At 65.7% G+C, this 21,797-nt stretch carries 13 protein-coding genes and 1 tRNA gene; 11 read left to right on the forward strand and 3 right to left on the reverse strand.

What is annotated here, in order from left to right; genetic code table 11:
* Window positions 1-371: 371 nt before the first annotated feature.
* Together AB0J47_RS40620 and AB0J47_RS40625 are read left to right on the forward strand one after the other, a co-directional pair.
* A complete protein-coding gene (locus AB0J47_RS40620; RefSeq protein WP_364359567.1) occupies window positions 372-1,391 on the forward strand; it encodes an ArsA-related P-loop ATPase in 1,020 nt (339 codons plus the stop codon).
* Entirely contained in the window at window positions 1,388-2,527 is a 1,140-nt protein-coding gene (locus tag AB0J47_RS40625; protein ID WP_364359536.1) for an ArsA family ATPase, read from the forward strand. The genes AB0J47_RS40620 and AB0J47_RS40625 overlap by 4 nt, the downstream gene beginning before the upstream one ends.
* A 101-nt stretch (window positions 2,528-2,628) precedes the next feature.
* Here the strand turns inward: AB0J47_RS40625 and AB0J47_RS40630 are convergent, their stop codons facing one another.
* Window positions 2,629-2,952: a WhiB family transcriptional regulator gene (locus AB0J47_RS40630; RefSeq protein WP_040686051.1), complete on the reverse strand. Its 324-nt coding sequence runs from the start codon at window positions 2,950-2,952 to the stop codon at window positions 2,629-2,631.
* Window positions 2,953-3,396: 444 nt separating this feature from the next.
* Between AB0J47_RS40630 and AB0J47_RS40635 the strand changes: the two genes are divergently transcribed.
* Window positions 3,397-5,769, forward strand: coding sequence for a penicillin-binding protein (locus tag AB0J47_RS40635; RefSeq protein WP_364359540.1), 2,373 nt, complete (start codon window positions 3,397-3,399; stop codon window positions 5,767-5,769).
* A gap of 64 nt (window positions 5,770-5,833) precedes the next feature.
* On the opposite strand, the gene AB0J47_RS40640 is transcribed toward AB0J47_RS40635, so the two are convergent.
* Window positions 5,834-6,298 (reverse strand): GatB/YqeY domain-containing protein, encoded by a 465-nt coding sequence (locus AB0J47_RS40640; protein ID WP_364359543.1) that lies wholly within the window; start codon window positions 6,296-6,298, stop codon window positions 5,834-5,836.
* Between the two features lie 169 nt (window positions 6,299-6,467).
* Between AB0J47_RS40640 and AB0J47_RS40645 the strand changes: the two genes are divergently transcribed.
* From AB0J47_RS40645 to AB0J47_RS40675, 7 genes are all read left to right on the forward strand, one after another.
* The gene (locus AB0J47_RS40645) at window positions 6,468-7,430 is read left to right on the forward strand and encodes a metallophosphoesterase (protein ID WP_364359546.1); all 963 of its coding nucleotides are present in this window, start codon (window positions 6,468-6,470) and stop codon (window positions 7,428-7,430) included.
* Window positions 7,431-7,556: 126 nt separating this feature from the next.
* Window positions 7,557-8,801 (forward strand): hypothetical protein, encoded by a 1,245-nt coding sequence (locus tag AB0J47_RS40650; protein ID WP_364359549.1) that lies wholly within the window; start codon window positions 7,557-7,559, stop codon window positions 8,799-8,801.
* Window positions 8,802-8,861: 60 nt separating this feature from the next.
* Window positions 8,862-8,935: transfer RNA gene (locus AB0J47_RS40655), tRNA-Pro, on the forward strand.
* A 487-nt stretch (window positions 8,936-9,422) separates the two neighbouring features.
* On the forward strand, window positions 9,423-10,130 hold the full coding sequence (locus AB0J47_RS40660) for a GntR family transcriptional regulator (RefSeq protein ID WP_364359552.1): 708 nt from the start codon (window positions 9,423-9,425) through the stop codon (window positions 10,128-10,130).
* Window positions 10,131-10,140: 10 nt separating this feature from the next.
* Window positions 10,141-13,791, forward strand: a complete 3,651-nt coding sequence (gene uca, locus AB0J47_RS40665) for an urea carboxylase (RefSeq protein WP_364359555.1) — start codon at window positions 10,141-10,143, stop codon at window positions 13,789-13,791.
* Window positions 13,788-15,521 carry an allophanate hydrolase gene (atzF, locus tag AB0J47_RS40670; protein ID WP_364359558.1) on the forward strand — a complete coding sequence of 578 codons (1,734 nt, stop codon included), beginning with the start codon at window positions 13,788-13,790 and terminating at the stop codon, window positions 15,519-15,521. The genes uca and atzF overlap by 4 nt, the downstream gene beginning before the upstream one ends.
* Before the next feature lie 90 nt (window positions 15,522-15,611).
* Window positions 15,612-16,850 (forward strand): FAD-dependent monooxygenase, encoded by a 1,239-nt coding sequence (locus AB0J47_RS40675; protein WP_364359561.1) that lies wholly within the window; start codon window positions 15,612-15,614, stop codon window positions 16,848-16,850.
* Window positions 16,851-17,702: 852 nt separating this feature from the next.
* Here the strand turns inward: AB0J47_RS40675 and AB0J47_RS40680 are convergent.
* Window positions 17,703-18,998 (reverse strand): AAA family ATPase, encoded by a 1,296-nt coding sequence (locus AB0J47_RS40680; protein ID WP_364359571.1) that lies wholly within the window; start codon window positions 18,996-18,998, stop codon window positions 17,703-17,705.
* 1,391 nt (window positions 18,999-20,389) lie between these two features.
* On the opposite strand from AB0J47_RS40680, the gene AB0J47_RS40685 reads away from it, so the two are divergent.
* The gene (locus AB0J47_RS40685) at window positions 20,390-21,625 is read left to right on the forward strand and encodes an APC family permease (protein WP_364359564.1); all 1,236 of its coding nucleotides are present in this window, start codon (window positions 20,390-20,392) and stop codon (window positions 21,623-21,625) included.
* Window positions 21,626-21,797 lie beyond the last annotated feature (172 nt).

The following is a 21,797-nucleotide window of genomic DNA, read 5'->3' on the forward strand; positions in this document are numbered from 1 at the left end:
TCCGAGCCGTCGAGACTCGCGACTTCGTCGCATGCGCTTCGACGGCTCGGACGCGAGACGGGCCGCGAACGGGTCGCTCGTAAGACTCGCTCCGTCGTGGTTGCTGATGGCGGATCGTTCAGCACCCGATGCACAGGCGCCGGATGGTCGATGCCCGCATGCGCTTCGGCCCCTCGGCCGCGAGAAGGCCACGAATGGGTCCCTCGTAAGACTCGCTCCGTCGTGCTCGGTAGGGCAGGTATCTCACCTTGCGGCAAACTCTGGCGCAACTGTCTGAGGCAGAATCTCTGGAAAATGAGGCACTGACCATATCGCTGGGACGCGGTCTCGGAACTGGTTATAGGCTCGCGATCGTGGGAGTACCAACAGCAGTGCCTATTTCGGCGGAGCCGGGGCTGGAAACGGGTTGGCCGGAGCGCGCGGATAGGGCCCGCCTGCATTATGTCTCCGGCAAAGGGGGGACCGGCAAGTCGACGGTCGCCGCCGCGCTGGCACTCGCGCTGGCCGCGGGCGGACGGCGGGTGCTGTTGGTCGAGGTGGAGAGCAGACAATCCATTGCCCAGCTGTTCGATCTGCCGCCGCTGCCGCCCACCGAAACCAGGATCGCCACCGCGGACGGCGGCGGTGAAGTTGTCGCGCTCGCACTGGATATCGAGCACGCCTTTCTCGAATACCTGGATATGTTCTACAACTTGGGCTTCGCCGGGCGGGCGATGCGCCGGGTCGGCGCCATCGAATTCGTCACCACGATCGCACCTGGTCTGCGCGATGTCATCTTGACCGGCAAGATCAAGGAATGCGCTGTCCGAGTGGACAAGCAGGGCAAGCAGGTATTCGACGAAATCGTCGTCGACGCACCGCCGACCGGACGCATCGCCAGCTTCCTCGATGTCACCCAGGCCATGGTCGAGGTGGCCAAGGGCGGGCCGATCGCCTCGCAGGCCGAGGGCGTTTCGCGGCTGCTGCACTCCGATCAGACCATGATCCACCTGGTCACCCTGCTGGAGGCACTGCCGGTGCAGGAAACCGCCGACGCGGTCGCCGAACTCACCGCCAATGACCTTCGGATCGGCACCGTCATCGTGAACCGCGCGACCAAGGGCCAGCTACCCGCCGACGTGCGGAATAAGGCCGCGCAGGGCGATATCGACCTCGACGCCATTCGCGCCGGACTCACCGAGGCCGGAATTTCCCTATCGGACCAGGACTTCCAGGGCCTTATCACCGAAACCGTCGAGCATTCGGCCACTTTGCGGGCACAGGACGACAGCGCCGCCGAACTCGCGAAAGTGGATGTATCGCGGATGTATCTGCCCGCACTCGCCGACGGCATGGATCTCGGTGGCATCTATGAACTTGCCGAACATCTGAGCAAGCAGGGGGTCCGATGAGCAATCCGAATATGGCTGCGCCACTGGATATTTCGAGCATTATCGCCGACCGCACCGCGCGAGTGGTGGTCTGCTGCGGCTCCGGCGGCGTCGGCAAGACGACCACCGCGGCGGCCATCGCCTTGCGCGCGGCCGAGCAGGGTCGCAAGGTCGTGGTGCTCACCATCGACCCGGCACGTCGGCTGGCCCAGTCACTCGGTGTCGCCGATCTGGACAACACTCCGCAGCGGGTGGCGCTCGGCCCGGAGGTCAAGGGCGAACTGCACGCGATGATGCTCAATATGCGGCGCACCTTCGACGATATGGTGCTCGAGCACACCAATCCGGAGAAGGCGGAGCAGATTTTCGCCAATCCCTTTTATCAGACGGTCGCCTCCTCCTTCGGTGGTACGCAGGAGTACATGGCGATGGAGAAGCTCGGTCAGTTGGCCGGGCACAAGGAGTGGGACCTGATCGTGGTCGACACTCCCCCGTCGCGCAATGCCCTCGATTTCCTCGATGCGCCCAAGCGGCTCGGAAACTTCTTGAACGGCAGGATGATCCGGGTCATCATGGCTCCCGGTCGCGGTGTCACCCGATTGGTGACCGGTGCGATGAGCCTGGCCGTACGCGGTGTGTCGACTGTTGTCGGCGGCCAGATGCTCAAGGATGCGTCGAATTTCCTGCAGTCGCTGGAGTCGCTGTTCGGTGGGTTCCAAGATCGCGCGGACCGTACCTACGCGATGCTGTCCAAGCCGGGCACGCACTTCGTGGTGGTCGCGGCCGCCGAACCGGATGCGCTGCGCGAGGCGTCGTTCTTCGTCGACCGGCTCTCCACCGAACGCATGCCGCTGGCCGGACTGATCTTGAACCGGACCCACCCGGTGCTCAGCTCACTATCGGCCGATCACGCGCTGACCGCCGCCGATCAACTGGCCGAATCCGATCCGCTGACCGCCGCGGTGCTGCGCATCCATGCTCAGCGGGTCGCCACCGCCAAGCGCGAACAGCATCTGCTGCACCGGTTCACCGGTGCGCATCCGCGCGTGCCGATCACCTCGGTGACCGCGCTGCCCTTCGAGGTCTCCGATCTCGAGGCGCTGCGTGCCGTCGGTGCACAGCTCACCGATGCGCACGAGGTCGAGGTGACCGCCTGAGCCGAAATCGACTGAGCGACTGTGTCATTCTGATGTCGGTTTGATATAGGCCCATTAACGAAGCCGAGCCCGCAATCGCGGGCTCGGCTTCATTTCCAGGGTTAGATTGCAATTTGATGTTGACGCTGGGCCTGGAAAAAGTCTGCCCAGGACGTCACCTCCGGGTGCTGCTTGAGCAGCGCACGACGCTGCCGTTCGGTCATTCCACCCCACACGCCGAATTCGACTCGATTGTCGAGCGCATCGGCCCCACACTGCATCAGCACCGGGCAGTGCCTGCAGATCGTCGCCGCCTTGCGCTGCGCCGCGCCGCGGACGAACAGTTGATCGGGGTCTACTTCCTTGCATCGGGCCTGGGCTACCCAGGCGATCCTTGCTTCGGCCTGCTCTACGTCCAATCGAGCGATGGGGGTTGTCATGTGCATTTGGTGTGCCCCTTTGCAGTCCGAACACCGGGTCAACGGCGCTCCAGAATCGCGTGTCAGTGTCGCAGCAACCCAAACCCCGCTGCGAACTGCACCACATTCCACTTTGAGTGTTAGCTCTATCACACTGGGTTCTCAATCTAGGTAAAGGTATGGCCTCTGCGCAAGACCGTCCCGAGACTTTTTGGTACGTCCGTCCCTGCAACCGTGATCCAGAACCGGGCGGTCGACTCGCCCTGCGGTCCGCCCCTCCGCGACACGCCGGAATCCATCCCACGACACGCCCAATCGGGGCAGGCTGCGCCTCGCTGGCACTCAGCTCCGCCAGCTCCGTGCCGGGCCGTGTCTATTGCTCACTCGCCGTGCTCGCTCGAGAACTCCAGGATCCGCGCTACACGCAAACACACCCGAGAGCGCTAAATCGGCACCCCGTAGTCTGGGCTCGTGCCGATCACACATACGCTCGCGAGGCTGGCCGGCAGCTGCGCGCTGGCCGCCGTGCTCGTCGCCGGGTTGTTGTTCCCTCTCGCAGGCGGTTTCGGGTTCGTCTCCAACCGGGCCGCCGACGCCGTCGACAATGTGTCCGCGGAGTTGGTGGAGGGCACCGTCCCCGCCGTCTCGACCATGGTCGACGCGAACGGAACGCCCATCGCCTGGTTGTACGAGCAGCGCCGCTTCGAGGTCCCCAGCGACAAAATCTCCAACGATATGAAGTTGGCGATCGTCTCCATCGAGGATCGGCGCTTCGCCGAGCACGCGGGTGTGGACTGGACGGGCACCATGCGCGCGTTCGTCACCAATACCAGCAGCGGCGAGGTGCAACAGGGTGCGTCCACCCTCGATCAGCAGTATGTAAAGAACTTCCAGCTACTCGTCGTTGCCAAGACCGACGCCGAGCGCCGGGCCGCCATCGAGACCACACCCGCGCGCAAACTGCGCGAGATCCGGATGGCGCTCACGCTGGACCGGGAGCTGACCAAGGACGAGATCCTCACTCGATACTTGAATCTCGTCCCGTTCGGTAACTCCTCCTATGGCATCCAGGACGCGGCGCAGACCTACTTCGGCGTCGACGCCGCGAATCTGAATGTGCCGCAGTCGGCGATGCTCGCGGGCATGGTGCAGTCCAGCTCGAAGCTGAATCCTTACACCAATCCCGAGGGTGTGCTGCAGCGGCGCAATACCGTGTTGGACACGCTGATCCAGAACATCCCCAGCCGCACCGAGGAATTCCGCAAGGCCAAGTCCGAACCGCTCGGCGTGCTGCCCGAGCCGAAGGGGCTGCCGCGCGGCTGCATCGCCGCCAACGATCGTGGGTTCTTCTGCGACTACGCGATGCAGTATCTGGCCAATGCCGGTATCAGCCGCGAGCAGATCAATACCGGTGGCTACACGATCAAGACCACGCTCGATCCGGCTCTGCAGGATTCGGTGAAACGTTCGGTTACCGATGCCGCGAACCCGAACCTGGACGACATCGCGCAGGTGATGTCGGTGGTCGGCCCGGGACAGGATTCGCATCCGCTGCTCGCCATGGCCAGCAGCCGCACCTACGGCCTGAACCGCGATGCCAATGAAACGGTGCAGCCGCAGCCGTATTCGATGGTCGGTGACGGCGCCGGCTCGATTTTCAAGATCTTCACCACGGCCGCGGCCATGGAAAAGGGCCTCGGTATCAACGCTCAACTCGATGTACCGGGCCGATTCGAGGCAAAGGGCATGGGTAACGGTGGTGCGCGCGGCTGCCCGCCCGCCACCTATTGCGTGCAGAACGCGGGTAACTACAAGTCGCCGATGTCGGTGACCGAGGCGCTGGCCACCTCGCCGAATACCGCGTTCGTCAAGCTGATCCAGGCCGTCGGGGTCACCCCGACTGTCGATATGGCGGTTCGCCTCGGCATGCGCTCCTACACCGAGGCGGGCAGCTCGGGCCACGGCAACCAGAGCCTGGCGGACATGATCAAGGAGCAGAACCTCGGCTCGTTCACCCTCGGCCCGGTCGCGATCAACCCGCTCGAACTGTCGAATGTGGCCGCGACCTTGGGTTCCGGCGGCCGGTGGTGCCCGCCCTCGCCGATCAAGGAGGTGGTCGACCGTTACGGTAAGACGGTGCCGCTGACCCAGCAGGCATGCGAGCAAGTCGTCGATCCCGGGCTGGCGAACACCCTGGCCAACGCCCTTAGTAAGGACGACGTCAGCGGTACGGCGGCCGGTGCGGCCCAGGCCACCGGCTGGAATCTGCCGCTGTCGGCCAAGACGGGAACCACCGAGAGCCACCGCTCCTCGGCGTTCCTCGGTTTCACCAATTCGCTCGCGGCCGCGGCCTACATCTACGGCGACAGCCCGACGCCCGGTGAGATCTGCTCTTTCCCGCTGCGCAGCTGCGGCGACGGCAATCTCTTCGGTGGTAATGAACCCGCTCGCACCTGGTTCAACGCGGTCAAGCCGGTGATCGGGAACTTCCCGCCACCCGGACTGCCACCGCTGGACGATAAGTATGTGCGCGGATCCAATCAGGCTCAGGTCCCCGATGTCGCGGGCATGACCCAGGGTCAGGCGACCGCCGCGCTGGTCGCCGCGGGATTCCAGGTCTCGCCGGTGAACGGCGTCGGTGCGCCGCCGAAGGGGACGGTGATGGGGACAGCGCCGAATGGGTCGGCGATTCCCGGGTCGGTGATCACGATCTATATCAGCGATGGGACCGAACGGGCACCCGCGCCGGCACCTGGACCGGCACCGGCGCCTGGGCTTCCGATTCCGGGTATTCCCGGCATACCGGGATTGCCGAATATTCCGGGATTCCCAGTGCCTCGATAGCGCCACTGACAATACGAAAGCCGCCGACCCGGATCCCGGATCGGCGGCTTTCGTATATGTATGGCTACAGGCGCGCCTTCACGGCGGCCGAGATCCGGGAGCCGTCGGCCTTACCAGCGGCGATCGCGGTGGCCGCCTTCATGACCTGACCCATCTGGCGCATGCCCGGCCGCTCGCCGAGTTCCTCGGCGACCTGCGCGATCGCGGTATCGGCGACGTCGGCGACCTCGGCGTCGGTCAGCTGCGTCGGCAGATATTCATCGATGATGCGCGCCTCGGCGTGTTCGTTGGCGGCCAGGTCGCCACGCCCGGCCTGGGTGTAGACCTCGGCCGACTCGTTGCGCTTCTTCGCCTCTTTCTGCAGTACGGCGATGACCTCGGCGTCGGAGAGTTCACGCGCCTGCGAGCCCGCGACCTCCGCGGTCTGGATGGCGGCGAGCAGCATCCTGAGGGTGGCGAGGCGCAGCGTGTCCTTGGCTTTCATCGCGGCGGTCATATCCGCACGCAGCTGCGATTTGAGTTCCGACATGTGCCACACGGTAGCCGTTTCCCCGTTCCCGGCCCACTACATTTGACGCTCGACCCGGATTCACCACACGCTCCGTAGCGACTGCTTGCAGGTCGCTCGAAACGACCAGCCGACCGCTTGTGCGGAAACACACTCGGCGTTCCGCACCGGGGTCACCTATGCTGGGCAAATGCCCGTAATCTCGACCTCCGCCATCCGACGAACCGCGTTGGGAGCCGCCGGGGCCGCGGTGGCCGGTATCGGCTACGCCTCGCTGATCGAACGAAATGCCTTCGTACTGCGCGAGGCCACGATGCCCGTCCTAGCGCCGGGCTCGTCGTCACTACGGATACTGCACATCAGCGATCTGCACATGATGCCCGGTCAGAAGCTCAAGCAGCAGTGGCTGCGGGAGCTGGATCGGCTGGAGCCGGATCTGGTCGTCAATACGGGGGACAATCTTTCGCACCAGAAGTCGGTGCCCGCGGTGGTGCAGGCCCTCGGCGGATTGCTTTCCCGCCCAGGCCTTTTCGTTTTCGGCAGCAATGACTATTTCGCGCCGGTGCCGAAGAATCCGGCGAAGTACTTCAAGAAGGATCACCGCCGGGTGTATGGCGCGCCGTTGCCGTGGAAGGATCTGCGCGCGGCCTTCACCGAACGCGGCTGGCTCGATCTGACCCACGTCCGCCGCGATATCGAGGTCGCGGGCATACGCATCGCGAGCGCGGGCGTCGACGATCCGCACCTGCAGCGCGACCGGTACGACACCGTCGCGGGCGCGCCCAACCCGCTCGCCGTGCTGAGCATCGGACTGTCCCACTCCCCCGAACCCCGGGTGCTGGACCGTTTCGCCGAGGACGGCTACGACCTGGTCATGGCCGGACATACGCACGGCGGCCAGCTGTGCCTGCCCGGATACGGTGCGCTCGTCACCAACTGCGGTATCGATCGCTCCCGGGTGAAGGGCTCGTCCAAGTGGGGCGCGCACACCCAACTGCACGTCTCCGCAGGTCTGGGCACCTCGCCGTGGGCGCCGTACCGGTTCTGCTGCCGCCCCGAGGCGACGCTGCTGACTCTGGTCGCCGCACCGCCGAAGCGTCCCAATGCCGAAAGCGGACAGGGCGTTTCACCCTCGGAAGCCATCGCTCGCTGAGTTCCGCTAAGGTCCTTTGCCGAGACTGACGTCAGGCAGGGGACAGCGTGAGCGGGCGGAGCGAGTGAACCATCAACACAGCGTGCAATCGCGCACGACGAAGCCGAGCGCCAGCGGGGCACAGTCGTGAGTGATTCCGACGACCGGCGCGAATCCGGTACGCACTATCAGCAACAGCCTTCCAGCGCAGAGCAATTCGGCCCTGCGCTGGGACAGCCGGGGCAGTCCGAGCCCGCTCGGCCAGCGGCCGACGAATCGCACAGCACGTTCGGTGCGCCGGTACAGCTCGATCCGACCGCACTGTCACCGTTCGGCCCGGAACCCACGGCCACACCGTGGAACGGCGGCGTCGCACCGGCGCTGCCCATGCCGTGGCCGCCCCAGCAGCAAACGACAAGTGCCCCTGGTCAATTCGATCCGACCCTGCAGTGGGCGCCGCAACCCGCTCCGGCATGGCAGGCGGGCTCGGCGCAGGCGGGCTCGGCGACGCAATTCCAGCCCGGTGCAACGCCATCCGGACCGTATGGCGGGATGCAAGTGCCCCAGGGCCCGGGCTCGAATGCGCTCTTCGGTGACCGATTCGCATCGCACTTGACCGCCGCGTCGAGCGCGAATCGACCGACCCACGGACGCCGCACCACCTGGATCGCCGCCGCGGTCGCGACGCTCGTGGTCGCGGCCGGGGCGACGGTGGCGATCGTCACGGCCAACCACGACTCCGACGAGACCACGGCGCAAAATCCGGCTCCCTCGATGGTGAGTGCACTCACCCCCACTGGTTCGCATACCTCGACTCAGCCGACCACCACCAAGCACGCCCCGGCCAATAACGAAACGCCGGTCGTACCCGGTTACCAGGTGGTGGTGGCCACGGATCTCGGTGCCGCCTATGACGTGCCCGCCGACTGGACGGTGGCCCCCGACGGCAAGGTCGGTGGCTTCGGCGAACCGCCGAATGCCGTCACCGGTAAGGGGTTGGCCACCGAGGGGAAGAGTTACTGCCCCGGCTCGACCCGCACCGTGGCCTTCCTGACCGGCTCCAAGGACACCGATTCGGCAACCGCCGCAACCGAACTCGGCACCAGAACCGCCAAGATCGCATACCCCGACTCACCGGGCGGCACACCCGGCGCCGCGCAGCCGCTGCGCTCGCTCGACGGCTCCCAGCAGGGCATGTTCGTCGAGACCAAGGGCACCGCGACCAAGGTCAACCCGGGCTGCGCGACGGAGTACTCGATCTACACCTTCGCGACCCCGACCGATAGCGGCAATTTCGTCATGGTGATCGCGGCCGACACCGGCGTCCCCAATGCCGTCGACACGGCCACCGCGATGCGCATCTTCACCAGCATTCGACCCCACGGAGGCTGATTGACCTGCGGGTTTAACGTCTGGACGTGAGCTGTTGTAAGCTACTCCAGGTTCGCTTCACGGGGTGTGGCGCAGCTTGGTAGCGCGCTTCGTTCGGGACGAAGAGGTCGCAGGTTCAAATCCTGTCACCCCGACTCGTGGTTGAGACGAATGGTTCCGCCCCCGGCCCGCACAGGTCGGGGGCGGAGCTGTTTACGCTGGTTGGCCCGGCGGTCCGGGGTGGGCCACCACACCGCGCAGGCGATGACCGCTAGTAGCCCGCAGACCAGGGCGAGCAAGCCAACGATCACGAACGCATCCATCCATACCTCCCGAGACCTCTCGTAGGTGCACCCGGCGTCGTGACGGATCTGCACCGACCGGCGGCACGAAAGTGCGCGGCTGTCATCAGCCTGCTGGGACAATGTGTCCTGCGGTGGTGCGGCGACGTTGCCAAGTGTTGCTGTCTGCTCCCCCTCACTGTGCACCGCCGGTGCGAAATTCCGGAAGGCGGCGCGCCGAAGGAATGCGCGACGGTTCCGATATGTCCCTGGTCGTCCCATATGGGCGGTGAGCAGACTCTTACCGCTTGCTAACGTGCGGTCATCTCGATGAAACGCGAGGTCCATAGCGTATACACGCATGTCGACACGGGTGGCCACACTGGCGGATGCGGGGGGACGGCCGCTGCGAGACGTTGTTTATACGACTTTGCGCGGCGAGTTGATGAACGGTGATATCCGGTTCGGCGAGCGGCTGACCGAGCCCAAGCTGTCGACTCGGTTCGGTATCTCGCGCACGCCGGTCCGGGAGGCGCTGACCATGCTGTGCTCGGACGGGCTTTTACATCGGGAGGAATACGGCTTCACTCCGGTGCGGCCGAGCATTCCGCTGATCCGAGACCTGTACGAGCTGCGAATCACCTTGGAGCTCAGCGGAATTCAGCGCGCCATCGATAATCCGGCGGTCGTGCACGATCATGCGCTGCTGGCGGCCGAACGGGAGGCCTGGCTGGCCCTGCGGGCGGATCCGCCCGAGCAGGAGCCCGGTTTCGTGGTGCGCGACGAGGAGTTCCACGTCACGCTGCTGACGGCGGCGGGCAATGCCGAGCTGGTGCGTTCGCTGAAGGCGGTGAATTCGCGGATCCGGCATGTCCGGATGTACGACTTCATGGTCAACAACCGGATCGAGACCACCATTGCCGAGCATCTGGGAATTCTGGATGCCGTACTGGCACAAGATCTTGCGCTGGCATACCGACTGCTGCACACGCACATCGGCGAATCGCTCGATGTCGTTCTCGATCGGGTCACGCGGGCCATTACCGCGATGTCCTTGGCAACTGAATAGGGAGTTTTCGGTGACATTGGAATTCGATACAGTTCTGGTCGCCAATCGCGGCGAAATCGCCTGCCGGATCATGCGGACGGCGCATGCGCTCGGACTGAAGACCGTCGCCGTGTACTCCGATGCCGATGTCGGTGCCGCCCATGTCGAAATCGCCGATGTAGCAGTACATCTGGGGTCGAGTCCGGCGACCGAGTCGTACCTGCGCGCGGACCGGGTGATCGCAGCGGCGCTGTCGACGGGTGCGGGTGCGATTCATCCCGGATACGGATTCCTTTCGGAGAATGCGGATTTCGCTGCGGCGGTGACCGATGCCGGGATCGCATTCGTCGGGCCGACGCCGGAGCAATTGCGCATCTTCGGCGATAAGCACACCGCCCGCGAGACGGCCAAAGCCGTTGGGGTGCCATTGATTCCGGGCACCGGGCTGCTCGAATCGGCCGAGCACGCGGTTGCCGAGGCCGAGCGTATCGGCTATCCAGTAATGCTCAAGGCCGTCGGTGGTGGCGGCGGCATCGGCATGCAGGCCTGCGAAAATGCCGATGAGCTGCGGTCGGCCTATGCGCGTGTGCAGCGTTTGGCCGCGACACATTTCTCCTCGACCGGTGTCTTCCTGGAGCGGTTCGTGGCGCGGGCCAGGCATGTCGAGGTGCAGCTGTTCGGTGACGGTCACGGGCGTGTGGTGAGCCTCGGCACCAGGGATTGTTCGCTGCAGCGGCGCAATCAGAAGGTGCTGGAGGAAGCGCCCGCACCCGAACTCGCGCCGGAGCTGTCAGAGCAGTTGCTCGCGGCGTCGCGGGAGTTGGCCAGGTCGGTCGGGTACCGATCGGCGGGCACGGTGGAATTCGTCTACGACATCGAGCGCGGTGCGGCCTCGTTCCTCGAGATGAATACCCGGCTGCAGGTCGAGCATCCGGTGACCGAGGCGATCACTCGGATCGATCTGGTCGGGTGGATGCTGCGGCTGGCGGGTGGGGACAGCTCGATGGTCGACGAACTGCCCGAGACCGGACCGGTGATCAGCGGATGGGCCGTGCAGGCGCGGGTCTACGCCGAGGATCCGGGACACGATTACCGACCGAGCGCCGGGCTGATCACTTCGGCTACGTTTCCGGTGGATACCGGGGTTCGCGTCGATACCTGGGTCACGACGGGCACCGAGGTCAGTCCGTATTACGACCCGCTGCTCGCGAAGGTGATCACCTCGGGAGCCACGCGCGCGGCCGCCTTCGCGGAATTGAGCGATGCGCTGGTCGCGACCAGGATCTACGGGGTCCAAACGAATCTGCCCCAGTTGCGGGCGGCGAGCGCAGATCCCGTGGTGCTAGCCGCGGACCATGTCACGACCACGCTGGCCGATATCCGACCCGCCAGCCATCGCATCGATGTGCTGCGCGCAGGCACGATGACCACGATTCAGGATCATCCGGGCCGAATCGGCTTGTGGCAGGTCGGAATTCCGCCGTCGGGCCCGATGGATGATCTGTCGTTCACCCTGGCGAATATCGCCGTCGGCAACCCATCCGGGGTACCCGCGCTGGAATGTACGCTGCATGGTCCCCGACTGCTTTTCACCGATACGACCGTGGTGTGCGTGACGGGCGCCTCGGCGCCGGTCACGGTGGATGAACGGCCGATCCGGATGTGGCAGCCGGTGACCGTCCCGGCCGGGTCGGTGCTCGATATCGGCGCACCGTCGGACGCCGGCCTGCGCACCTACCTCGCGGTGCGCGGTGGCATCGATGCACCGCTCTATCACGGCAGCGCCGCAACCTTCACGCTCGGCGGTTTCGGCGGCAGCACCGGTAAAGCAATTGTCGCGGGTGACGTGCTGGGAGTCGTCAGGGATCGACCCGAACTCGCTGAGCCGCAAGAGGTTCCGCTCGACGAACGACCCCGATTCACGCATGTCTGGCAACTGGCCGTCGGTATCGGACCACAGACCGCGCCAACCTATTTCACCGACGCGGATATGGACCAATTCTATTCGCACCCTTGGAAAGTCGGCAGTCATGCGAATCGCACCGGTATCAGGCTGGAGGGTCCGAAGCCGACCTGGTCGCGCACCGACGGCGGCGATGCGGGGCTGCATCCGTCGAATCTGCACGACAACCCGTACAGCGTAGGAACATTGAATGTCTCCGGTGATACCCCGATCCTGCTCGGTCCGGACGGTCCGAGCCTCGGCGGCTTCGCCTGCCCGCTGACCGTGATCTCGGCGCATCGCTGGAAGCTCGGCCAGTTACGTCCCGGGGATACCGTCCGCTTCGTGCCCGTCGACGATGCCCGGGCCACGGCGCTGCGCCGTTCGAACGCCGCCCGCGCCGAGGCCGATGCCCCAACTGCGACACCGAGCCTGCTCACCGGTTCCCGCGCGCCGGTCGGACTGGACGATCGCGGCATCCTCGGCACCGTCGCGGCGGGTGCGGATCGTCCGCCGGTCGCCTATTTGCGCGGCGGCGATGACAATATCCTGGTCGAATACGGCGAGAGGGTGCTGGATCTCGGCCTGCGCATGCGGGTACACGCACTCGCCGAGGCATTGGCGGGCACCGGCCTCCCGGGCATCATCGATGTGACACCGGGTGTCCGTTCGCTGCACATCCATTTCGATCCCGAGGTGCTGCCGCAGTATCGGTTGCTCGGCAGGCTGACCGACCTCGAATCCGAACTGCCCGCCACCCACGACCTCGTGGTGCCCAGTCGCACGATTCGATTGCCGTTGTCGTTCGACGATCCCTCGATTGCCGAGGCCATCGATCGATACCGCAGCGGGGTCCGCGATACCGCGCCGTGGCTGCCCTCGAATATCGAGTTCATCCGCCGCATCAATGGCCTCGACAGCATCGCGGATGTGCGTGCCGCGGTATTCGACGCGGAGTACCTGGTGCTCGGCCTCGGTGACGTATACCTCGGTGCACCGCTCGCGGTTCCGCTCGATCCGCGACATCGGTTGGTCACCACCAAGTACAACCCGGCACGCACCTGGACGCCATCGGATGCGGTTGGTATCGGCGGCAAGTACCTCTGCGTATACGGCATGGCCTCACCGGGCGGCTATCAACTGATCGGCCGGACGGTGCCGATCTGGTCCAGCTACCGGCAATCCGCGCCATTCGAAGCAGGCACCCCATGGCTGTTTCGATTCTTCGACCGGATCGTCTGGGAGCCGGTGACTGCTGAGCAGTTGCTCGAGCAGCGCGCGGCCGCCGCAGCGGGGCGTTTCGACGCCGAGGTCAGCGATGGCACCTTCGCACTCGCCGACCATCTGCGACTGCTCGCCCAAAATGCGGAAGCCATAACGGAATTCGAGGCCAAACAGGCCATCGCCTTCGATGCGGAGAAGCAGGCCTGGCGCGCCGCAGGGGAATTCGAGCAGAGCGCGACCGCCGAGAGCGCACCGGAACCCGTGACCGACCCACTGGCCGGATTACCGCCGGACGCGACGGTGGTCACCGCACCGATGATCGGCAATGTCTGGCGGGTGGAGGTCGAGGTGGGCCAACGCCTCGGCGCGGGCGATCCGGTGGCCATCCTGGAGGCGATGAAACTCGAACTGCCGGTGCACAGCCCGGGCACCGGCACGGTACTGAAGGTGCTGGCCGCACCAGGCGCGAAAGTCGAACCGGGAACCCCACTAGCAGTGATCGGAGCCGCCGAATGACCTCAGGTGTCCTAGGCAATACCGAAGTCCACGGCACGCCCACCGCACGGGTCGCGGCAGCGTATCGGCGGATCGCAGAGGTCGATCGGCCGGAGGTGTGGATCACGCTGCGCGTCGAGTCCGATGTCGCCGCCGAGGCCGCGGCCATTGAGCGACGGGTCGCCGCAGGTGAATCCTTGCCGCTGGCAGGGGTATTGGTCGCGGTCAAGGACAATATCGATGTAGCGGGGCTACCGACGACCGCGGCCTGTCCCGAATTCGCCTACACCGCCGAGGTCACGGCGGCGGCGGTCGAGCGCCTGGTCGCGGCGGGGGCACTGGTCCTCGGTAAAACGAATCTGGATCAGTTCGCAACGGGGCTCGTCGGTACTCGCAGCCCCTACGGCGCGGTGCGTCACGCGTACGATCCGGAGTTGATCTCCGGCGGGTCCAGTTCCGGATCGGCGGTCGCCGTGGCGCTGGGTATCGCGGATATCGGGATCGGTACGGACACCGCGGGTTCCGGACGTGTCCCGGCCGCACTGCACGGAATCGTAGGTATCAAAGCCACTTTGGGGCTCATTCCCGCGCACGGTGTCGTCCGAGCGTGTGCGGACTACGACGCCGTGACGGTCTTCGCCACTGACCTCGAGCGCGCGGTCCAAGCGGCCGCTGTCATGGCCGGACCGGAATCGCGGGATCCGCGCAGCCGGTCCTGGCCCGCCGATGTAGCGCTCGCCGCACCGCAGACCATCCGGCTCGCGGTTCCCCGCGCCGAAGATCTCGTCACGCTCAGTGATCCGTACCGAGATGCCTTCGCCCGCACTGTATCCGCGCTGTCGAGCGGCGGGATCACGACCGAAGAGGTCGATATCTCCGGGATGCTCGATGCCGCACTCCTGCTCTACGACGGCGCGATCGTCGCCGAACGCTATGCGGCCGTCGGGGCGTTCCTCGATACCGCACCGGCGAGTGCCGATCCCACCGTGACGGCGATCATCAATGCCGCGCGAGCCACGACAGGCCCCGGATTCGCGGCCGATCTGGATACCCTCGCGAAGGCCAAGGCCGCCGCGGCACAGACATTGCGGGGATTCGCCGGACTGCTGTTACCGACGACCACGGAGCATCCGAGTATCGCCGCGGTACAAGCGGATCCGTTCGGCATCAACCGTCGACTGGGCACGTTCACGAACTTCTGCAATCTCCTGGATATGGCGGCCGTCGCCGTCCCCGGCCAACCCACCGCGACCGGTGCGCCGTTCGGGGTGATGGTCGTGACGCCCGCCTTCACCGATCAGGTCGCCGTCGATATCGCCGCCCGCATCGTCGGCGAGGACATTCCCCCGGCATTGGTCGAAGACGGTGTCGAACTGGCCGTCTTCGGCGCGCACCTGCGCGGCCAGCCGCTGCACTGGCAGCTGGAGGAGATCGGCGCGCGGTTCACCGGCGAGATCCGCACCACCGACGCGTACCGCCTGACCGCACTGGACACCACACCCCCGAAACCAGGACTGGTGCGGCACGGCTCGGGACTCGGTGCGCCGATCCTCGGCGAGCTGTTCCGGGTATCGGCGGCGGGGCTCGGTCGCTTCCTCGCCGCGCTGCCCGCGCCGATGGCCTTGACCTGTATCGAACTCTCCGACGGACGTGCGGTTATCGGCTTCGCCTGCACCTACGACGCCGCACGATCTGCCACCGACATCACCTCATTCGGCGGCTGGAAGGCCTACATGCAAGACCAGCACTGACTCATCCGTCTTACACATTTGTACTAGACAAACGTGCAACTCGTCTGTTAGACATATGTGCAAGACATTCGAGCCAGTGAGGAACAGATCATGAGCAACACCAACCCCGCCGCCAACCGCCCACGGGTCCTCGTCTGCGGCGGCGGCATCGGCGGTAATGCCGTTGCCCTGCAACTGCTCCGGGCCGGGATCCAGGCCACCGTGGTCGAGCGGGCGGCCGCGCCCCGACCGGGCGGCCAGGCCGTGGACCTGCGCGGTCCGAGCGTGGAGGTGGCACAGCGGATGGGGCTCATGCCGGGCATCCGCAAATCCCAACTGGACGAGCGCGGCATGGTTTTCGTGGACAGCGAGGGCAAGGAGCTGCTGCGCATGGCCGCGGAGGTCTTCGAGGGTAAGGGCGCGGTCGCGGAGATCGAGATCACGCGCGGCGACCTGAACCAGGTCCTGCTCGATCTGCTCGACGAGGCGGGCGGCATCGACTACCGCTACGGCGAATGGGTTACCGAGATCAGTCAGGACGGCGCGGGCGCGGATGTCACCTTCGCCTCCGGCAGCACCGAACGGTTCGACATCGTGATCGGCGCGGACGGACTGCATTCCTCGACCCGTCGCCTGGTCTTCGGCCCGGAGGAGGATTTCTCCACCTACCTCGGCGGCTATATGTCCTTCTTCACACTGCCGACGCCCGACTATGCCGAGCAGCACTGGATCGCGATGAATTCCCTGGTCGGCGCGACCGGTGTAGGACTGCGTCCGGATGCCGATCCTGCCACTTGCAAGGCACTGGTCGTCATTCGCGACGCCGCGAATCCGGCGCTGCGTCGTGATGTCGCGGCACAGCAGCAGCTCATCCGTGAGCGACTGGTCGACGGCGGCACGATCGCGAGCACCGTCCGCGACGCAATGGCCACCGCCGACGATTTCTACTTCGACGAATTGGCCCGCATCGACGTGCCGAACTGGTCCAAGGGCCGCGTGGTGCTGCTCGGCGACGCGGGCTACTGCGGTTCGCCGCTCACTGGACAGGGCACCGCGATGGCACTGGTCGGCGCGTACGTGCTGGCCGGTGAAATCGCCGCGCACGCAACCGATCCCGAAGCGGCGCTGGCCCGCTACGAAGAGGTACTGCGGCCGTTCGTCGCCACCGCGCAGGAATTGCCGCCGGGTGGCCTGCGCTCGATGACGCCCAAATCCCGCTTCGGCATCCGCGCGGGCCTGTTCGTCAGCAGGCTGATGACCACCAAGATCATGAAGCCGCTCATGATGAAGATGCTCACCAAGACCGAGAGCTACGAACTGCCCGACTACTCGCTCCAGACCGTCGGCTGACCGCTCGAGGCCCGGCCGGGCCGGTCACCCCTCGTGAACCGGCCCGGCTACATACACCCTTGGATGGGATCGTCGGCGCGCACCGAATGGTTACCTTCGGCAGCGGCGACTCAGTGCGCCGGTCAGCTCCGGGAAGAGCCATCCGAAGTGGTTGCCCCCGATAAAAGCGCCAGCCGGGCCGGTCACCCCTCGTGGACCGGCCCGGCTGGCACTACCCCCGAAACGCGACCTGTTACCCCTCGTGAACAGGTCGAGTCCGGTTCCCCACCCCGGTGGTGGCTTGTGTTGCGGTGTTGACACAAACAATGCCGTCGCGGGCTTGTTGGGCACTTAAGAAGACCTTGCAGGAGAAAAACCGCAGGTAGTCGCGTTATTTATGGAAGATCCCGACAAGTTTGCGGCGCGTTGGCGCGAATCGGCGGATGATGGTGGATAAGGGCGCCAAGGAGATTGGAGCGGCGATGGAAACCGTGGTTGTCTGGGTGCTGGCCTGCCTGCTCTATTGGTGGGGCCTGTTGTAATTCCGAGACCTGGGGCCCGTGGCATCCTGCCCCCATATAACGAAACGCTCCGCCTCCGACCGAAATGGTCGGGGGCGGAGCTGTTTTCGGACATGCGGTATCAGGCGTCCAGTCGGGCGCGGACACCTTCCTCGACGCGCTTGCCGAGTTCGGCGTGCACGCTCTTCCAGTCTGTCAAGAATTAGAAATGATCAAGAAAAGCGTCTGCCATGCTGGTAAGCCAGCGGATGCAGTGGCGGTCACGGCAGGGACCGGTCGCCTGCGCGCTTCGAGACGCGCCCCTCCGCCGGACGAAGTGCGGGTTGGTAGCGGCCGCGCGAACAGGCCGCGCCTACTTCAAGCGGAACTTCTTGGCTCGCATGTACTTCGCGAGTTCGTCGTAGGCGCCGTCGCCATTGGCGAATTCGATTACGTTGCGTGCGGATTCGAACCATGGCCCCGCGCTCGGCTTGATCTGACTCAGCGCGGCCTCGATATCGGCCATGCCGACCGGGCGCACGGTGCCGGTGCTGATCGAATCGGCCATCGCCAATTGCGTTGCCGAGGTGCAGATGTGGGCCAGATCGGCACCGGAGAAGCCGTCGGTGCGCCGCACGATGGCCGGGAGATCAATGCCCGCGACGGGACGATCCTCGAGGTGGTAGTGCAGAATCGCCTGGCGCGCTTGGGGATCCGGCAGGCCGACCAGGATCATCCGGTCGAACCGACCGGGGCGGCGCAGGGCGACATCGAGGTCCCACGGGTGGTTGGTGGCACCGAGGATGTAGACGCCGTCGTTGCTGCGGGTTGCCGAATCCATTTCACTCAGTAGCTGATTCACCACATTGCGCATCCAGGTCGAACCAGCCATCTGACTGCGCTTGTGCCCGAGAGCGTCGACCTCGTCGAGGAACAGCACACAAGGCGCATTGCGGCGGGCCATTTCGAAGACCTCGTGCAGATTGCGCTCACCGGACCCGTGATAGATATCGAGGATGTCGGCGATTTCGATCGGATAGAAATTCGCGCCGAGTTCACCTGCGACCGCCGAGGCGATGAAGGTCTTACCGCAGCCGGGCGGGCCATAGAGCAGCAGTCCACCGCGCGCGGAGGTGCCGAAAGCCTTGGCGAATCCGGGATTGCGGATCGGGCCGAGCAGGGTGAGTTCGAGCTGACGCTTCACATCCTGCATCCCGCCGACATCGGCCAGCTTGACGGTGGGCTTTTCGAATACGCCGACATCGGAGTCGCTGACGTATTCGCGCGAGCCCTCATTGATGAACGCCGGGGCGATGATGTCACCGACCTGCTCTTCGGCAGCGATCCAATCATATTGCAGCGATGCGTCTTTCGCCTCATCCGGTGCCGACTCGGTCGAAGGTGCGCGCTCCGTACGAGGGGATCGAATTTCGCTGGGCACCTGAACGCCCGGCGCACCACCCGCGAGCGCAATCGTGCACTGCTGCAACAACTCCAGTACCCGAGCGTGCCCCGGTTCCTGGGCGAGCGCCGTCGCACACTGGGCCAGCGCCTCGGCATGGCGACCACGATCGATCAACAGCTCGACCACCCGCACCCGCAGCGCGAGCACCTCCGGACTGCGCTCCAACGCGGCCAGCATTTCGATCAGTACCAGATCATCGGACAAACCGATCCCCCTGTTCACCTCATGAGCTCGTTGATTCTAGATTGCGATACTCGAGTCCGTACCGACCCGAACCGCCACCCACGGGCTGCCGACAGTGCCAGGACCCGCTCGTCGAGCGGACATCCCGCATCTGATCACAGTCGGGCGGCGCGGTGCGGCGCAGGCGTGCTGTCCGCAGGACCTGCCCATCGAGCGGCCATACCGCGTCTGATCACGGTCGCTGGGCGCGCGGTGCGGTGCACGCGTGCCGTCCGCAGGACCTACCGCGGCAATCCCGCACCTGATCACAGTCGCTGGACGTACGGTGCGGTGCACGCGGGGCCGTCCACAGGACCTGCCCATCGAGCGGCCATACCGCATCTGATCACGGTCGCTGGGCGCGGGGTGCGGTGCACGCGTGCCGTCCGCAGGACCGACCGCGGCAATCCCGCACCTGATCACAGTCGGCGCGGCGCAGGCATGCCGTCCACAGTACCTACCGCGGCAATCCCGCACCTGATCACAGTCGGCGCGGCGCAGGCATGCCGTCCACAGGACCTGCCGCGGCAATCCCACATCTGATCACAGTCGCTGGACGTACGGTGCGGTGCACGCGGGGCCGTCCACAAAACCTGCCCATCGAGCGGCCATACCGCATCTGATCACAGTCGCTGGGCGCGCGGTGCGGTGCGCGCATCCACAGGACCTACCGCAGCAATCCCACATCTGATAACAGTCGGGCGGCGCGGCGTGGCGCACGCCTGCCATCCACAGGACCTACCCATCGAGCGGCCATCCCGCATGTGATCACAGTCGCTGGGCGCAGGCGTGCCGTCCGCGGATCTGCCGATGTGTATCCGGCCTCGAGTGCGAAGACGTCGGCTTCTGCCGTAAAGGCAGAGGCCGGGTGCTGCCAGCCGACGCTGGCGCGTCGGGTCGCGAAGCCGCTGCATCCTCCGGTGTCTCGGCGCGCATTCGCGACCGGCCTGAATGACGACGCAACTCGGGGAAGCTCAGCGGGTGCATATCGGTCGGTCCAAGGTCTGTGGCCGCAGTATCCATCCGTGCCTTACAGGCGGGTTTGCGCCGCACAGGTCAGCTGAGAATCCCGAGGACGTGTCGGCGGGATCCGACCAGACGAGTTTCGTGGTGCGCATCACATCCGAATTCGTGGAATACATCCGGCCTGCGGACCGTTGATCACCTCTGTCGGCGTCCGGACAGCCCCGGGCCTCACCCCATTTGTCGCTACGAGCGACCACTCGCCGAGAGGCGCTTGTGGGACGTCGGCACTCGAGTCGTGACGTTGGCGTGGCGTCCGGCGACTCAGCGCCGCCAGGTTTACCAACCTGGCGGCGTTTCACATTTCCGCTCGATTCGTGGTCGAGGGCGGTGTGGTCGATGATGCAGCAATGGCAACGCACGGCGACGCGCTGCGACGCAGGCTCGGACTAACCGACTCCGTGGTCATCGGACTCGGGTCCATGGTCGGTGCGGGCATCTTCGCCGCGCTTGCTCCCGCGGCGGGCGCGTCGGGCAGTTGGCTGCTGCTCGCCTTGGCGGTGGCCGCACTGGTGGCGTACTGCAATGCGACCTCCTCGGCGCGGCTTGCCGCGCGGTATCCGGTGTCGGGCGGGACATATGTGTACGGGCGCGAGCGTCTGGGTGCGTTCTGGGGATATCTGGCCGGGTGGGGATTCGTCGCGGGTAAGACCGCATCGTGTGCCGCGATGGCGCTGACGGTGGGCGGATACGCGTGGCCGGAACATTCGCGGGTCGTCGCGGTCGCGGCGGTTTTCGCGATCACCGCGATCAACTACACCGGTGTGCAGAAATCGGCGCTGGCCACCCGGATCATCGTGGCGGCGGTTCTGACCGTGCTGGCAGTGGTCGTCGGGGTGGGCTTGTTCGGAAACCATTCCGCCGCAACAACTCTGGCGGACCGGATCGGTCCGCGCGGGGTCTTGCAGGCCGCGGGATTACTGTTCTTCGCCTTCGCGGGATATGCCCGCATCGCCACCCTCGGCGAGGAGGTGCGCGATCCGCGACGCACGATTCCACGGGCCATCATGATCGCGCTCGGGCTCGCGCTGGCGGTCTATGCGCTGGTGGCGGTGGCCGCGCTCGAGGTGCTCGGGTCGGCGGGGCTCGCGCAGGCGATCGATCCGCTGGCCAGGGTCGTCTCGACGGCGGGGGTGTCTGGGTTGGCACCGTTGGTCCGGGTGGGTGCAGTGCTCGCGGCGGCCGGATCGCTGCTCGCGTTGATACTCGGCGTTTCGCGGACAGTGCTTGCGATGGCACGCGACAGACATCTGCCGGGTGCGCTGGCCGCGGTGCATGCGCGCTTCGGTGTGCCACATCGGGCCGAGTTGGCGGTCGGTGCGGTGGTTGCGGTGGTCGTGGGAACCGTCGATCTGCATGCGACCATTGAGTTTTCGTCGTTCACAGTGCTGGTGTATTACCTGATCGCCAATGTTTCGGCGGCGACATTGACCGAGGATCGTCCGCCACGCTGGGTACCGTTCGTCGGCGCGACCGGGTGCGTGGTCGTCGGGCTGTCACTGCCGCTCGGTGCGGTGCTGACCGGACTCGTAGTCCTGGGTGTGGGCGCAGGCTGGTTCGCTGTGCGGACAGCTCGTCACGCATGATGCTGATACCCAGCGGGATCGCGCCGATCGGCGGTTGGCGGGTCGAGCGGAACCGTGGAGCGTGGCGACCGATGGTTGAGGCTGCGCTCGTCTCGGCGCTCTGCGAGGGGTGGTTGATGATTGTCGCGGGCTCGCGGCTGATGCGTGACCCGTTGCGCGAGAAGCTGCTTGC

Source organism: Nocardia sp. NPDC049737, assembly GCF_040674755.1.
In the GTDB taxonomy this organism is placed as follows: domain Bacteria; phylum Actinomycetota; class Actinomycetes; order Mycobacteriales; family Mycobacteriaceae; genus Nocardia.

Excerpts from the sequence above, each read along its gene's own strand:
- AB0J47_RS40625 (WP_364359536.1), top strand. The coding sequence starts at position 1,388 with ATGAGCAATCCGAATATGGCTGCGCCACTGGATATTTCGAGCATTATC.
- AB0J47_RS40630 (WP_040686051.1), bottom strand. The coding sequence starts at position 2,952 with ATGCACATGACAACCCCCATCGCTCGATTGGACGTAGAGCAGGCCGAA.
- AB0J47_RS40640 (WP_364359543.1), bottom strand. The coding sequence starts at position 6,298 with ATGTCGGAACTCAAATCGCAGCTGCGTGCGGATATGACCGCCGCGATG.
- AB0J47_RS40645 (WP_364359546.1), top strand. The coding sequence starts at position 6,468 with ATGCCCGTAATCTCGACCTCCGCCATCCGACGAACCGCGTTGGGAGCC.
- AB0J47_RS40660 (WP_364359552.1), top strand. The coding sequence starts at position 9,423 with ATGTCGACACGGGTGGCCACACTGGCGGATGCGGGGGGACGGCCGCTG.
- atzF (WP_364359558.1), top strand. The coding sequence starts at position 13,788 with ATGACCTCAGGTGTCCTAGGCAATACCGAAGTCCACGGCACGCCCACC.
- AB0J47_RS40675 (WP_364359561.1), top strand. The coding sequence starts at position 15,612 with ATGAGCAACACCAACCCCGCCGCCAACCGCCCACGGGTCCTCGTCTGC.
- AB0J47_RS40685 (WP_364359564.1), top strand. The coding sequence starts at position 20,390 with ATGGCAACGCACGGCGACGCGCTGCGACGCAGGCTCGGACTAACCGAC.